The following is a 15,051-nucleotide window of genomic DNA, read 5'->3' on the forward strand; positions in this document are numbered from 1 at the left end:
CGGCATTGGTCGTTGATGATCAGACCAACCATTCTAAACAGGTCGATGGGTAATGCCAGATGAATCAGTTGTCGCCGTAGGTAATATCCTTGTTATCCCCGACACCGCCCAACGTCCGATCCTTGCCGAAGGAGAACAGGTCGAACGGAACCTGGGGTTGGCTCGGCGGAAAGTGATACTGATAAGCAACACCCCACGGATCGGTCAGCAGCTCCTCGTTGACATAGGGGCCTTTCCAATTCGCGTCGGCGGCAGGCGGCTTGATCAACCCCTCCAGGCCTTCCTCATCGGTCGGATAGCGGCCAGTGTCTTGATGGAAGTGCTCGACGGCCTTGCCCAGCTCGGCGACCTGGGCCTTGGCCGTAGCGATTTCCGTCAGGGTCATCTCGCCAAACAGCCGCGGCCACAATGCCAGGGCCAACACGCCGATGACGACGAGTACCACCAGCACCGCCCACCGCGTAAAGCCGCCGTGGGTGTGCCGGTTGCCGACTATGACTGGTGCAGACATTCTGAGCTCCCTTGTCGCTCGGTTGATACGCTCGTTATATGCCCTGCTTGTTGCAGTTGCGCAAGGCTAACGTAAGTCGATGCGAATCAACGCTCCCGCTGTTTTTTTCCAGGCCATTGAATCCCGGCCCTGCTGACCCTAGACTCCGGCCATGCGTTTACGTCATATCGAAGTGATTCAGGCCATCTTGCAGACCGGACACCTCGGCACGGCCGCCGAATGGTTGCAGCTTTCTGTGGGCGATGTGGACGCGACGCTCAAGGACGCCGAGCAGCAATTGGGCTTTATGTTGTTCGCCAGCGTGCGCGGACGCCTGCAGCCAACACGGGAAACCCTGGAGTTACAGGCGCAAATCGCCCATGTGTATGAAGCGCTGGAGCCGGTACAACGCTTGGCCAGCCGCCTGAAGCACCATCACGCGCCAACCCTGCGTGCGCTGTGTACGCCGCCCCTGGCCAATCAACTGCTGCCGCAAAGCATCGCCGTGCTGCGCCGACGCTTCCAGGACACGCCGTGCAACCTGTCGAGCCAGCCGACCCGCGAGATTGTCAGGAGCCTGTTGCTGCACGAGGCCGACGTGGGCCTGAGCCTGCATGACCCAGAACATCCGCAAATCCAAAGCAGCGTATTGGCCCAGGGCAAACTGCAACTGCTCGCGCCCCATGGCTGGCTCAAACCCAAGCAGAAGTACATCGCCCTGCAGGACCTGGCCGGGCAGTCGATGATCGGGCTGGAGGGCCAGGACCCGCTCAGTCGCCTGCTCGACGCCAAACTGCAAGCCCTGCGCCCGCTGCCGGTGGTGCAGACGCGGGTGCAGACTTACCAGATGATGCGCAGCATGGTGGAGGCCGGCGAAGGCCTGGCGATCGTCGATCCGTTCACCGCGTTCGGCGCCCGGGAGGCCGGGCTGGACGCATGCCCGGTATCGCCGCCGATCATGGTCAGCCTGTATGCGCTGACCCTCCGGGAGGGCGTGACCTCACCGGCACTGAATGCACTGCTGGAGATTGTCACGCAGAAAGCCGAAGGCCTGCTCGCGAGCTGAACGCGTCAGACCGCCTCGACTTCCGCCTTGAACAAGCGATACCAGAAAATCGCCACCTCACGGGTTTGCGGGTCGATCCCGCGATAGCGCAGGTGGTCGATCCCGCCCACCACATACCCACAACGCTCATACAGGCGGCAGGCGCCGAGGTTGTTGTTCTGGGTCTCCAACATCATGCCCGGCAGGTTTTTCTTGCGACTCCAGAACTGCGCCACGTCCAGCAGCGCCTTGGCCACGCCGTGACGGCGCGCGGGCAACGCCACAGCCAGCTCATCGACGTGCGCGAAGCCATTCCAATTGGTACTGACCACGACATGCCCGACCGGTCTGTCGTCCAGAAAGGCCATGAAGACCGCGCTGTCGGGCGCGTCGCGAAAGCTGGCGAACTCCTCCGGGTCGATGCCGTAGCACTTGCGGTACGGCAGGATGCGCTCCACGAGCCACTGTTCGACCCGCTTGCCCAGCTCCGGCACGCCATAGGCGCTGACCTCAAAACTGAAATCATTGCCCCACACGTAGGCGTCGAAGCCCTCGTCGGCGACCCGCACACTGAGCCCTGGATACTTCGGGTTCATTACAGCTTGCATAAACATCCTTATCCCTTGATGCAATCGACGGTGTAACAACGACCACTGCCGTCGTCTTCGTGTTGCAACCCATGAACATCCGCGACAAAGCCGGGAAAACTGCTATCGAACGTGCGGGCAAAGGCCAGGTAGTCGATGATCGAACGCGTTGACTCGGTAAAGCGCTCACCCGGCATGATCAACGGAATGCCCGGCGGATAAGGCACCAGCATCACCGCGGCGATGCGCCCAGCCAAGGCATCGATGGACACCGCCTCGACGTCGCCCCTGACCAATTGGTCATAGGCGTCGGCCGGTTTCATCGCGATGTCGGGTAACACGGTGTACATCCGCTTGAGGTGTTTGGCGGTGGCGTTGCTACGGTAACAGCTATGTAATTGGTCGCACAGGTCGCGCAGCCCCAGGCCTTGATAACGCACCGGACCCTGGGCAAATACCGAAGGCAGGCAACTGGCAAGGCTGACATTGGCGTCGTAGTTGCGTTTGAATTCCAGCAATTCGGTGAGCAAGGTACTCCATTTGCCCTTGGTGATGCCCATGGAAAACAGCACGAGGAACGAATACAGGCCGGTCTTCTCCACCACCAGACCACGCTCCCAGAGGAATTTGCTGACCACCGCAGCGGGAATCCCGCAGTCGCTCAACGCGCCGCCGGCAGTGAGCCCGGGCATCACCAACGTGACTTTGATGGGGTCCAGCAGCACGTAATCTTCGGCCACGTCGCCAAAGCCATGCCAGTCATCCTCGGGCTGCAACAGCCAATCCGCCGTGGCGACCCGGTCGATGCCGGCCACGGACGGCGGCTGCCAGATGGAAAACCACCAGTCTTCGGCAGCGATGTGCTGGCGCAGGTTGGCCAGGGCACGGCGGAAGCTCAAGGCTTCGTCGAACATTTCCTGCAGCAGCGAGCGCCCCGCCGGGCCTTCCATCATCGCCGACGCCACGTCCAGCGAGGCGATGATGCTGTATTGCGGCGAGGTGGAGATATGCATCATGAACGCTTCGTTGAACCGATCGCGGTCCAACTGCCGCGCGCCGCCGTCCTGCACATGGATCATCGAGGCCTGGCTGAATGCCGCCAGCAACTTGTGCGTGGAATGCGTGGTGAACACCAGCGGGCTGTCCGGCGTGCGCGACGTGCCCATGCCATAGCGCCCGGCAAAGAACTCGTGGAACGCCGCGTAGGCGTACCAGGCCTCGTCGAAGTGCAGCACCTCGACACTGTTGCCCAATTGCTGCTTGATCAGCTCGGCGTTGTAGCACAGGCCGTCGTAGGTGGAGTTGGTGACCACCGCCAGCTTCACTTTCGCCGGCCGCCCGCGGGTCAATGGGCTGGCCTCGATCTTGGCGCGGATCGACGCAGGGCTGAATTCACTGAGGGGAATCGGGCCGATAATGCCTAGCTCGTTGCGCTCCGGGCACAAATACAGCGGGATCGCGCCGGTCATGATGATCGAGTGCAACACCGATTTGTGGCAGTTGCGGTCGACCAGCACCAGATCATCTCGAGCGACCATCGAGTGCCAGACGATCTTGTTGGCGGTCGAGGTGCCATTGATCACAAAGAAGGTGTGATCGGCACCGAAATTGCGCGCAGCACGCGCTTCGGCTTCGGCCAGCGGCCCGGTGTGATCGAGCAGCGAGCCCAGCTCCGGCACAGACACGGACAGGTCGGAGCGCAGCGTGTTTTCCCCGAAGAACTGATGAAACGCCTGCCCCACCGGGCTTTTGCGATAGGCCACGCCGCCACCGTGACCGGGGGTGTGCCAGGAATAATTGGAGTCGGCGGTGTGTTGCACCAGGGCTTTGAAGAAGGGCGGCAGCAGGCCATCGAGGTACGTGCGCGCGGCTCGGGCGACTTGCCTGGCGAGAAACGGCACGGTGTCTTCGAACAGGTAAAGAATGCCGCGCAGTTGGTTGAGTTCGCTCATCGCATCAGCCGGGGCGTTTTCCAGGGTGACTTGTTCACCCAGGGCGAAAATCGGCAGGTTGGGCGCCCTCAGTCGCGCCAGGCGGATCAGTTCGACCATGTTTTGCAGCAGGTGGGTGTTTTCCCCAGCACCTTCGGCGGCGATCAGCATGCAGGCCAGGCCATGGTGGGTCGAGGCCACCAGCCGGCCTTCGGCGTAGTCCACCGCAGAAAAGATACTGAAGCCCTCTTGTTCCAACTCTTGAGCGATACCCCGAACCCGGTCGCCGGCAACGGTGTCGGCCTTGATGTCGCGATGCACGATAAGGATGGGGAACTTCAGGTCTTTGTACATGGGGGCTTTGAGTCCTGAGGATGATGCACTCAGGGTAGAAGCTGTGAGCGGATGTAGCGAATGAAGATTTTGAAAGCCGCGACTTACCAATGTGGGAGGGAGCTTGCTCCCGATAGCGGCGTGCCAGTCGACATTGATGCCACAGATCCACCGCTATCGGGAGCAAGCTCCCTCCCACATTGTTGGATTGCGCTCAGCCAGATTATTGCTGGGTCAGTTGGGTCCACAACGCCGGCGCGCCCGCCGACTTGGCAATCGCTTCAAGCCGCGCCGCATGCTCGGCGAGGTCCTGCGCGCTGGCGCGGATGATCGGCGTCGGTTTGCGATCCGCCGGCAGGCGACGAATTTCCGAAGGGCGATTGCCCGAACCTTCCGCCGAACCGGCACCGTCGGAGGCATTGCCGGCCAGGGACAGGCTGGTCTGCCCGCCGGTCATGGTCAGGTAAACGTCGGCCAGGATCTCGGAGTCGAGCAACGCGCCGTGCAGCTCACGGCCGGAGTTGTCGACGCCATAGCGTTTGCACAAGGCATCCAGGCTGTTGCGCTGGCCCGGGTGACGCTCACGGGCCATCATCAGGGTGTCGAGGATCGAGCAGTGCCGGGAAATATCCGCGCGATCCGTCTGCCCCATCAGGGCAAATTCGTTATTGATGAAGCCGACGTCGAACGCCGCGTTATGGATGATCAACTGCGCGCCGTTGATGAACTCGAAGAACTCGTCGGCGACTTCCGCGAAGCGCGGCTTGCCTTTGAGGAATTCGTCGGTGATACCGTGGACGCCGATCGCGCCCTCGTCACTTTCGCGGTCCGGTTGCAGGTAGACGTGGAAGTGACGACCGGTGAGGCGACGGCCCATGAGTTCGACACAGCCGATTTCAATGATCCGGTGACCATCGGTCACCGGCATGCCGGTGGTTTCGGTATCGAGTACAACAGATCGGATGGCCATCAGGGTTCAGCTCTCAACGGTGTGGTGTATTTCAAGGGGCGCAATCTTAACACGTCGGCCGGCATCAGCCCTGCTTGTAGCCCCGCACTTCGTCGACGCCACGGTTGGCCAACTGGTCGGCACGCTCGTTGCCATGGTGGCCGATGTGCCCGCGCACCCATTTCCAGGTGATGTTATGGCGGTTGCATTGCTCATCGAGCAGTTGCCACAGGTCGGCGTTCTTGACCGGCTCTTTGGCCGCCGTCTTCCAGCCGCGCTTCTTCCAGTTGACCATCCACTCGTTGATGCCCTTCATCACATATTGCGAGTCGGTCACCAGCAGCACGTCGCAACGCCGCTTGAGCTCTTCGAGGCCGCGAATGGCGCCCATCAGCTCCATGCGGTTGTTGGTGGTGTTGGCTTCGCCGCCCCACAGTTCCTTCTCCACGCCCTTGCACACCAGCAAGGCGCCCCAGCCGCCGGGGCCAGGGTTGCCTTTACAGGCGCCATCGGTGAAGAGTTCAACGCTATCGGTCATCGGTTACATCCATCAAAACGGGTTGCCGGGCTTAGGCCGGCAGTATCCCGAGGCCGACTGATCCGGCCTGAAATCAAAAAGAGGGTTCTACGGTTGGCTTTGCTTGCGGTTGACCTTGGCCATCGGCATCGGCACCAGCTTGCCCATGGGTTGGCGTAGCACCTGACGCACCGGCCGCAGCCCGACCACGATCTTGCGTGCGACCAGTAAATAGAAGCCGCCACCCGACAGCTGCCAAGCCCCCGCCCGACGCTCCCAGCCGGCCAGACGGGCTTGCCACTTGGTCGACGCCAGCGGCGGACGATAGCACCCGAAGCGGCGTTTCTCCAGCGCGAAGCCCAGCAGGTTCAGCCAGTCCCCCACCCGCGACGGCGAAATGCAACGGGCCTGGCGCAGGCCGTCATGGGCGAACACATGGCGCAGGCCCCAGCTGCTCCAGGGGTTGATACCGACAATCAGCAAATGGCCACCTGGGCGCACGCTGCTGGCGGCTTCGCGCAACAAACCATGGGGTGACAGGCAGAAATCCAGGCCATGCTGCAGCACCACCACATCGGCGGCGTGCTCGCTCAACGGCCAGGCCTGCTCTTCGCAGACGATCTCCACCCCCGGCAACGGCGCGCCCAGGCGCACATTGCGTTGCACCTGCGGCGCGGACGGCGGCGTCTGGGCCGACGGGCCGTAATGCACCAGGTAACCGCCAAAGAACCGGCCCAGCTCGTCTTCGAGCATGCGCCGTTCTTCATCCAGCAAAAATTGCCCGATCGGCCCGGACAGCCAGTCACGGGCCGCGCTGATCAGGGCCAGCCATTCAGGATCGGCCTGGGCGAACGCTTTATCAGTCATTGCATTCTCCAACTCGCCTAGACGTTCTAAGATGCACCAATGTGTTCAGCTTGGCGAATCGAAGAATGATACAGATCAGTGCCCTGCCCGCCTTCACCGATAACTACATCTGGTTGTTACAGGAACCCCAGTCCCGCCGCTGCGCCGTGGTCGACCCCGGCGATGCCGCCCCCGTGCTGGCCTGGCTCAAGCAGAACCCGGGGTGGACGCTCAGCGACATCCTCGTCACCCACCATCACCATGATCATGTGGGCGGCGTCGAAGCGCTGAAACGCGTGAGCGGCGCCACGGTCTACGGCCCGGCCCACGAAACGATCCCGGCGCGGGACGTTGCCCTGCAGGACAACCAGCGCATCAGCGTGCTGGGTTGGGACTTCGCTGTGTACGCCGTCCCCGGCCACACCCTCGGCCATATCGCCTTTTACCACCCAGGCGTGCTGTTCTGCGGCGACACGCTCTTCGCCGCCGGTTGCGGCCGCCTGTTCGAAGGCACGCCGGCGCAAATGCATGCCTCGCTGCAACGCCTGGCCGCCCTGCCCGCCGACACGCGGGTGTACTGCACCCATGAATATACACAGAGCAATCTCAGGTTTGCCCAGGCCGTGGAACCGGACAACGCCGATATCGCCGAACGGGTGGAAAACGTCAACCGACTGCGCGCCCGTGGCGAGATCACGCTGCCGTCCAACCTGGCCCTGGAAAAACGCACCAACCCGTTTCTGCGTACCGCTGAAACATCCGTTAAACAAAAAGCGGACGAACGGAACGGCCGCGACAACCGCTCTGGGGACGAGGTATTTGCTAGCTTGAGGGCTTGGAAAGATAAGTTCTAACGTGACGCAATCTGATACGTAATTTCTGAATGGTTGACCGGAACCAAAGCGCTTTCTAGAATCGCCCGACATTTTTGCCCGGAACTTACTTCCAGCCAATGTCGTCATCTACTCGTAAATCCAATCATTCAGACGCATTGACCCGCCTGGCTCAAGCCGTGGCGGTGGCTGTCTCCGCAACTCTGGCGGGCTGCCAATCGACAAATTTCGCTGCACAATCCACCGTGCAACCCAAACCGAATCTTGCTGCCAAGATCAAGCAAAAACCTATTTGGCTCTCAGAGAAGCCGAGCCCCGAAGCGCCCCAGGATGTCTGGGAACGCATGCGTCGGGGCTTTCAATTGCAGGACGGTCTCGGCGTCAACCCGCGTATCGAGCAACAACGCCTGTGGTTCGCCAGCAACCCGTCCTTCCTGGAGAACGCCGGCGAACGCGGCAGCCTCTACATTCATTACATCGTCGAACGCCTTGAAGAACGCAACATGCCCCTGGAGCTGGCGCTGCTGCCAGTGATTGAAAGTGCCTACAACCCAATGGCCTATTCGCGCAGCGATGCCGTCGGCTTGTGGCAGTTCATTCCCTCCACCGGGCGTTACTTCAACCTGCGCCAGACCCGCGCCTACGACGGTCGTCGCGATATCACCGCGTCCACCACCGCCGCCCTGGACTATCTGACACGTCTGCATGACATGTTCAACGGCGACTGGCTGCTGGCCCTGGCCGCGTATAACGCTGGCGAAGGCACGGTAAGCCGGGCGATCGAGCGCAACGAGAAGCTCGGCCTGCCGACCGACTACTGGAACCTGCCCCTGCCCCAGGAAACCAAGGACTACGTGCCCAAGTTCCTGGCGCTGTCCCAGGTGGTGCTGGCCCCGGATGCCTACGGCGTCAACCTGAACCCGATTGCCAACACGCCGTACTTCGAAGTGGTTGAAGTCAAGCAAAGCATGGACCTGTCACGGGTCGCCGCGCTGGCCGAGATCGACGAAGACGAACTGTTCCAGCTCAACCCGGCCCTGAAGCAACGCACCACCCTGGACGGCCCCCAGCATTTGCTGGTGCCCAGCTCCAAGGCGCAACTGCTGACCAGCAGCCTTTCGGCGATGAAGCCTGAAGAATTACTGGCATTACGCCCTAAAAAGCCGGTTTTCGACGAAGTCGAGAGCAAATCCGTGGCCGGCCGCAGCCGTAGCTACAAAGTGCGCAACGGCGACAACCTGACGCTGATCGCCAAGACCAACAAGGTCGACGTGCATGACCTGCAGCGCTGGAACAAGCTCAACGGCCAGGCACTCAAGGTCGGCCAGACCCTGGTGATGCAGGACACGCGCAAGCTGGTGGCCAAGGCCGACAGCAAGAAGCCAGTGCAGTACAAGGTCAAGAAAGGCGACTCGCTGTATATCGTCGCCAAGCGTTTCAACGTCGAGATGCAACATCTCAAGCGCTGGAACCCACGCACTGGCATGGCGCTCAAGCCTGGGCAGATGCTGGTGGTTTCCGGGCCAAGATAAACCGCAGGCAAGCGCGCTCCTGTGGGAGCTGGCTTGCCTGCGATGCAGACACCGAGGTGTATCAGTTACATCAGGGTGATGCCATCGCAGGCAAGCCAGCTCCCACATTTGATCTCTACGCCGCTCAATACCTCGCCAGCCTCCTGCCACCCTTCCCAACAGCCTTTTTCCAACGGGAACAAGCTGTTACTGTACCGATCATAAAGCCCAAGCTGCCTGGATCGGATCTCTGACTTGACGCGTCCCCTCCTTCTACTAATAAGTCTGGCCTTGAGCTTTGCTGCGCACGCGACGATTACCGAAAGCCACGGTTATGCGCAGTTCGGCACGCTCAAGTACCCGACCAAATTCACCCACTTCGATTGGGTAAACCCTGCAGCGCCGAAAGGCGGGACGTTGCGGGTCATGGCGTTTGGCACGTTCGACACCCTCAACCCTTATACCTTCAAGGGTTCGAGCCCGGTTTCCACACCGAACTTCCTGCAATACGGCGTCAATGAGCTGAACGAACCGTTGATGGTCGGCACCGGCCAGTACGCGCCGTCCGGCGATGAGCCGACCTCCAGCTACGGGCTGATTGCCCAATCGGTGGAGTACAGCGAGGACCGCAGCTGGGTGGTGTTCAACCTGCGCCCGGAAGCACGCTTTCACGATGGCAAGCCGATCACCGCGTATGACGTGGCGTTTTCCTATCGCACCCTGCTGACCGAAGGTCATCCGCAGTACCGCACCAACCTGCAGGAAGTCGCGCGGGTCGACATCCTCAACCGCCACCGTATCCGTTTTGTGTTCAAGCGCGCCGGCAACCCGTTGCTGATCCTGCGCCTGGGCGAACTGCCAGTGCTGCCCCAGCATTACTGGAAAAACCGCGACTTCAAGGCCACCACCTTCGAACCACCGCTGGGCAGCGGGCCCTATCGCCTCAGCAAGGTCACCCCGGGCCGGCAACTGGTGTTCGAGCGGGTCAAGGATTATTGGGGCAAGGACCTGCCGGTCAACCAGGGTTTCTATAACTACGACAAGGTCGAAGTGGAGTTCTACCGCGACAGCGACGTCGCCTTCGAAGCCTTCAAGGCCGGCGAGTTCGATATCTATATCGAGCATCAGGCCAAAAACTGGGCGAATGGCTATGACTTCCCGGCGGTCAGCCGCGGCGACGTGATCAAGGCGCAGATCGCCCACCAGATCCCGACCCAAAGCCAGGGCCTGTTCATGAACACGCGGCGCCCGACGTTCAGCCAGGCCAAGGTGCGTGAAGCCCTGGGGCTGATGTTCGACTTTGAATGGACCAACCGCACCCTGTTCAGCAACGCCTATAAACGCACCTTGAGCTATTACCCCAACAGCGAATTCTCGGCGACCGGCGTCCCGGTCGGCCATGAATGGTTGATGCTCTCGCCCTACCGCGACCAACTGCCGGCCAATCTCTATACCCAACCGTTCAGCCTGCCCCAGACCGACGGGCACGGCATCCCCCGCGACACCTTGCGCCGTGCCCTGGCCCTGCTCGGCGAAGGCGGCTGGAAGCTGTCCGGGCAGCGCCTGCTCAACAAGGACGGGCAGCCGCTGCGCTTCGAGATCCTGCTGGTCAACCCGAACCTGGAGCGCATCTTGCAGCCCTACGTGGAAAACCTGAACAGTATCGGTATCGACGCGCACCTGCGCACGGTCGACCGGGCGCAGTACAAACAGCGCCTCGATCAGTTCGATTTCGACATGATCCTGATGACCCTCAACCAGACCCTCAGCCCCGGCCTTGAGCAGTGGCAGTACTTCCACTCCAGCCAGGCGGCAATCAAGGGCAGCAAGAACTACGCCGGCATCGCCAACCCGGTGGTCGACCGCCTGCTCGAACAACTGCTGGCGGCACAGACCCGCGACGAACAACTGGCCGCCGGCCGGGCCCTGGACCGGGTCCTGCTGTGGCAGCATTACAGCATTCCCAACTGGTACCTCAACTATCATCGCCTGGCCTACCGCAACCGGTTCGCCTTTGTCACCACGCCGCCCTACAGCCTGGGCCTGAGCGCGTGGTGGCTGAAAGCTTCGGAGAAAGCCCAATGATGTCTTTGCGTACAGCACTGCTCGGCAGTCTGTTGCTCTGCACGGCGGCCAACGCCGCCCCGCAACATGCGCTGACCCTCTACAACGAGCCGCCCAAGTACCCCGCCAGCTTCAAGCACTTCGACTACGTCAACCCCGACGCGCCCAAAGGCGGCACCTTTCGCGAGTCGAGCATGGGCGGTTTCGACAGCCTCAACCCCTACATCAGCAAGGGCGTGCCGGCGGACAATATCAGCCTGATCTACGACACCCTGGCCATGCAGAGCCTGGACGAACCCATCACCGAATACGGCCTGGTGGCCGGCAAGATCGAAAAAGCCCCGGACAACAGCTGGGTGCGCTTCTACCTGCGCCCCGAAGCACGCTTCCACGATGGCCACCCGATCCACGCCGAAGACGTGGTGTTCACCTTCCAGATGCTGATGAAGGAAGGCTCGCCGCTCTACCGCACTTACTACGCCGACGTCGACGAAGTGGTCGCCGAAGACCCGCTGCGGGTGCTGTTCAAGTTCAAGCGCACCAACAACCGCGAATTGCCGCTGATCCTCGGGCAACTGCCGGTATTGCCCAAGCATTGGTGGGCTACCCGCGACTTCACCAAGGGCAACCTGGAAATCCCGCTGGGCAGCGGGCCGTACAAGGTCGCCGAGGTCAAGGCCGGGCGCATGATCCGCTACGAGCGGGTCAAGGACTACTGGGCCAAGGACCTGCCGATCACCCAAGGTTTCTACAACTTCGATCAGCGCATCACCGACTATTACCGTGACAACACGGTAGCCCTGGAAGCCTTGAAGGCCGGGCAGTTCGACTACTGGCTGGAGTTCAGCGCGAAGAACTGGGCCAACGCCTACAACATTCCGGCGGTGGCCGAGGGGCGCCTGGTCAAGGAAGAGATCCCCAACGGCAACCCCACCGGCATGCAGGGTTTCGTGTTCAACACACGCAAGCCGATGTTCCAGGACGTGCGCGTGCGCAAGGCCATCAGCCTGTTGCTGGATTTCGAATGGAGCAACAAGCAGCTGTTCAACGGCGCCTACACCCGCACCCGCAGCTACTTCGAGAACTCGGAGATGGCCGCCACCGGCCTGCCCGGCCCGGACGAACTGGCAATCCTCGAACCGCTGCGCGACAAGATCCCCGCCGAAGTCTTCACCCAGGCCTTCGAACCATCCAAGACCGACGGCAGCGGCATGATCCGCACCCAGCAGCGCGAGGCCTACCAGCTGTTGCAGGAAGCCGGCTGGCGCATCGTCGACGACAAGATGGTCGACGCCACCGGCAAACCGGTGAGCATTGAATTTTTGCTGGCGCAGACCGAGTTCGAACGCATCCTGCTGCCCTTCAAGCGCAACCTGGCAGACCTGGGCATCGACCTGGTGATTCGCCGGGTCGACGTCTCGCAATTCGTCAATCGCCTGCGCTCGCGGGATTTCGACATGCTGGTGGGCAGCTTCCCGCAGTCCACCTCGCCGGGTAATGAACAACGCGAGTTCTGGAAATCCTCCAGCGCCGACAAGCCCGGCAGCCGCAACTACATGGGCCTCAAGGACCCGGCCGTCGACCAACTGGTCGAAGAACTGATCGACGCCGACTCGCGCAAAAGCCTGATCGCCCATGCCAAGGCCCTGGATCGCGTGTTGCAATTTGGCTACTACGTGATCCCCAACTGGCACATCAAGACCTTCCGCGTGGCGTACTGGGACCATCTCGGTCATCCCAAAGTGCCACCGCGTTATGACGTCGGCACCGCCACCTGGTGGGCCAAACCCGACGTCAAACCTGCCACCACCCTAGACACGAGCGCCGACCCGGCGAGCGGAGGCGATTAAATGCTGGCCTATATCATTCGCCGCCTGTTGCTGATCATCCCCACGCTGTTCGGGATTCTGCTGATCAACTTCGTCATCATCCAGGCCGCCCCGGGTGGCCCGGTGGAGCAGATGATCGCCAAGCTCGAAGGCTTCGAAGGCGCCACCAGCCGCATTGCCGGCGGCGGCGCCGAAGTCGCAGTGGCCGGCTCCAGCTACCGTGGCGCCCAAGGCCTGGACCCGGCACTGATCAAGGAAATCGAAACCATGTACGGTTTCGACAAGTCGGCACCGGAACGCTTGTGGATCATGGTCAAGAACTACGCCCGGCTGGATTTCGGCGACAGCTTCTTTCGCGACGCCAAGGTCATCGACCTGATCAAGGAAAAGATGCCGGTGTCGATCTCCCTCGGGCTGTGGAGCACGCTGATCATGTACCTGGTCTCGATCCCGCTGGGGATCGCCAAGGCCACGCGACACGGCAGCCACTTCGACGTATGGACCAGCTCGGCGATCATCGTCGGCTACGCGATCCCGGCGTTCCTGTTCGCGATCCTGCTGATCGTGGTGTTTGCCGGCGGCAGTTACTTCGACTGGTTCCCCTTGCGCGGGCTGACCTCCAACAATTTCGATGAGCTGAGTTGGGGCGGCAAGATCCTCGACTACTTCTGGCACCTGGCCTTGCCCATCACCGCGCTGGTGATCGGCAACTTCGCGACCATGACGCTGCTGACCAAAAACAGCTTTCTCGACGAGATCAACAAACAGTACGTGGTCACCGCCAAGGCCAAGGGCCTGACCAACCACCGCGTGCTCTACGGCCATGTGTTCCGCAACGCCATGCTGCTGGTGATCGCCGGTTTCCCCTCGGCGTTCATCGGGATCTTCTTCACCGGCTCGCTGCTGGTGGAAGTGATCTTCTCCCTCGACGGCCTCGGCCTGATGAGCTTTGAAGCCGCGATCAATCGCGATTACCCGGTGGTGTTCGGCACGCTGTTTATCTTCACCCTGCTCGGGCTGGTGGTGAAACTGATCGGTGACCTCACCTACACCCTGGTCGATCCGCGTATCGACTTCGCCAGCCGGGAGCATTGAGATGAATCTGTCCCCCCTCAATCGCCGCCGGTTCGAGCGGTTCAAGGCAAACAAACGTGGCTGGTGGTCGCTGTGGCTGTTCCTGATCCTGTTCGGCCTGAGCCTGGGCGCCGAGCTGATCGCCAACGACAAACCGCTGGTGGTGCATTACGACGGCGACTGGTATTTCCCGGCGCTCAAACGCTACCCGGAAACCACCTTCGGCGGCGAGTTCCCCCTGGAGGCCAACTACAAGAGCCCGTATATCCAGGAGCTGCTCAAGGCCAAGGGCGCGTGGACGCTGTGGGCGCCGATCCCGTTCAGCTATCAGAGCATCAACTACGACCTGAAGGTACCGGCCCCCGCGCCGCCGTCTTCGGTCAACCTGCTGGGCACCGATGACCAGGGCCGCGACGTCTTGGCGCGGGTGATCTATGGCTTTCGCGTGTCGGTGCTGTTTGCCCTGACCCTGACCGTGCTCAGCTCGATCATCGGCGTGATCGCCGGGGCCCTGCAGGGCTTCTATGGCGGCTGGGTCGACCTGGCCGGGCAACGCTTCCTGGAGATCTGGTCGGGCTTGCCGGTGCTGTACCTGCTGATCATCCTCGCCAGTTTCGTGCAGCCCAACTTCTGGTGGCTGCTGGGGATCATGCTGCTGTTCTCGTGGATGAGCCTGGTGGACGTGGTCCGCGCCGAGTTCCTGCGCGGGCGCAACCTGGAATACGTGCGCGCGGCCAGGGCGCTGGGCATGCAGAACGGCGCGATCATGTTCCGCCATATCCTGCCCAATGCCATGGTCTCGACCATGACCTTCATGCCGTTCATCCTCACCGGCGCCATCGGCACCCTGACCGCCCTGGACTTCCTCGGCTTCGGCCTGCCGGCGGGTTCGCCGTCGCTGGGGGAACTGGTGGCCCAGGGCAAATCCAACCTGCAAGCGCCGTGGCTGGGCATGAGTGCCTTTGCCGTGCTGGCGATCATGTTGAGTTTGCTGGTGTTTATCGGCGAGTCCGCTCGCGATGCCTTCGACCCGAGGAAATGA

The 15,051-nt window shown here is 61.6% G+C and carries 13 protein-coding genes; 7 read left to right on the forward strand and 6 right to left on the reverse strand.

The window, feature by feature from the left end:
- Positions 1 to 64 precede the first annotated feature (64 nt).
- The gene (gene gspG / locus LQ249_RS17860) at positions 65 to 511 is read right to left on the reverse strand and encodes a type II secretion system major pseudopilin GspG (protein WP_046383132.1); all 447 of its coding nucleotides are present in this window, start codon (positions 509 to 511) and stop codon (positions 65 to 67) included.
- Between the two features lie 151 nt (positions 512 to 662).
- On the opposite strand from gspG, the gene LQ249_RS17865 reads away from it, so the two are divergent.
- The gene (locus LQ249_RS17865; protein WP_017846615.1) at positions 663 to 1,556 is read left to right on the forward strand and encodes a LysR substrate-binding domain-containing protein; all 894 of its coding nucleotides are present in this window, start codon (positions 663 to 665) and stop codon (positions 1,554 to 1,556) included.
- 5 nt (positions 1,557 to 1,561) lie between these two features.
- On the opposite strand, the gene LQ249_RS17870 is transcribed toward LQ249_RS17865, so the two are convergent.
- The 5 genes from LQ249_RS17870 to LQ249_RS17890 all read right to left on the reverse strand — a co-directional run bounded on the left by LQ249_RS17870 (position 1,562) and on the right by LQ249_RS17890 (position 6,719).
- Positions 1,562 to 2,131, reverse strand: a complete 570-nt coding sequence (locus tag LQ249_RS17870; RefSeq protein WP_017846616.1) for a GNAT family N-acetyltransferase — start codon at positions 2,129 to 2,131, stop codon at positions 1,562 to 1,564.
- 20 nt (positions 2,132 to 2,151) lie between these two features.
- Positions 2,152 to 4,407 (reverse strand): Orn/Lys/Arg decarboxylase N-terminal domain-containing protein, encoded by a 2,256-nt coding sequence (locus LQ249_RS17875; protein WP_046383130.1) that lies wholly within the window; start codon positions 4,405 to 4,407, stop codon positions 2,152 to 2,154.
- A gap of 202 nt (positions 4,408 to 4,609) precedes the next feature.
- Positions 4,610 to 5,350: a DNA polymerase III subunit epsilon gene (dnaQ, locus tag LQ249_RS17880; protein ID WP_164887049.1), complete on the reverse strand. Its 741-nt coding sequence runs from the start codon at positions 5,348 to 5,350 to the stop codon at positions 4,610 to 4,612.
- A gap of 70 nt (positions 5,351 to 5,420) precedes the next feature.
- Positions 5,421 to 5,873 (reverse strand): ribonuclease HI, encoded by a 453-nt coding sequence (gene rnhA / locus LQ249_RS17885; RefSeq protein WP_017846619.1) that lies wholly within the window; start codon positions 5,871 to 5,873, stop codon positions 5,421 to 5,423.
- 87 nt (positions 5,874 to 5,960) lie between these two features.
- Entirely contained in the window at positions 5,961 to 6,719 is a 759-nt protein-coding gene (locus tag LQ249_RS17890) for a class I SAM-dependent methyltransferase (protein WP_017846620.1), read from the reverse strand.
- A gap of 65 nt (positions 6,720 to 6,784) precedes the next feature.
- Here LQ249_RS17890 and gloB point away from each other — a divergent pair, with 65 nt between their 5' ends.
- The 6 genes from gloB to LQ249_RS17920 all read left to right on the forward strand — a co-directional run bounded on the left by gloB (position 6,785) and on the right by LQ249_RS17920 (position 15,051).
- Complete coding sequence (gloB, locus tag LQ249_RS17895; protein WP_057005425.1) at positions 6,785 to 7,552, forward strand: hydroxyacylglutathione hydrolase; 768 nt, start codon at positions 6,785 to 6,787, stop codon at positions 7,550 to 7,552.
- A gap of 98 nt (positions 7,553 to 7,650) precedes the next feature.
- Entirely contained in the window at positions 7,651 to 9,063 is a 1,413-nt protein-coding gene (locus tag LQ249_RS17900) for a lytic transglycosylase domain-containing protein (protein WP_057005426.1), read from the forward strand.
- A gap of 234 nt (positions 9,064 to 9,297) precedes the next feature.
- A complete protein-coding gene (locus LQ249_RS17905; protein WP_046383127.1) occupies positions 9,298 to 11,127 on the forward strand; it encodes an extracellular solute-binding protein in 1,830 nt (609 codons plus the stop codon).
- A complete protein-coding gene (locus tag LQ249_RS17910; protein WP_169882113.1) occupies positions 11,124 to 12,956 on the forward strand; it encodes an extracellular solute-binding protein in 1,833 nt (610 codons plus the stop codon). Before LQ249_RS17905 ends, LQ249_RS17910 begins: the two co-directional genes overlap by 4 nt.
- A complete protein-coding gene (locus tag LQ249_RS17915; protein ID WP_017846625.1) occupies positions 12,957 to 14,030 on the forward strand; it encodes a microcin C ABC transporter permease YejB in 1,074 nt (357 codons plus the stop codon).
- A 1-nt stretch (position 14,031) separates the two neighbouring features.
- Positions 14,032 to 15,051, forward strand: coding sequence for an ABC transporter permease (locus LQ249_RS17920; protein WP_017846626.1), 1,020 nt, complete (start codon positions 14,032 to 14,034; stop codon positions 15,049 to 15,051).

Source organism: Pseudomonas sp. 7-41 (assembly GCF_021233075.1).
In the GTDB taxonomy this organism is placed as follows: Bacteria; Pseudomonadota; Gammaproteobacteria; order Pseudomonadales; family Pseudomonadaceae; genus Aquipseudomonas; species Aquipseudomonas veronii.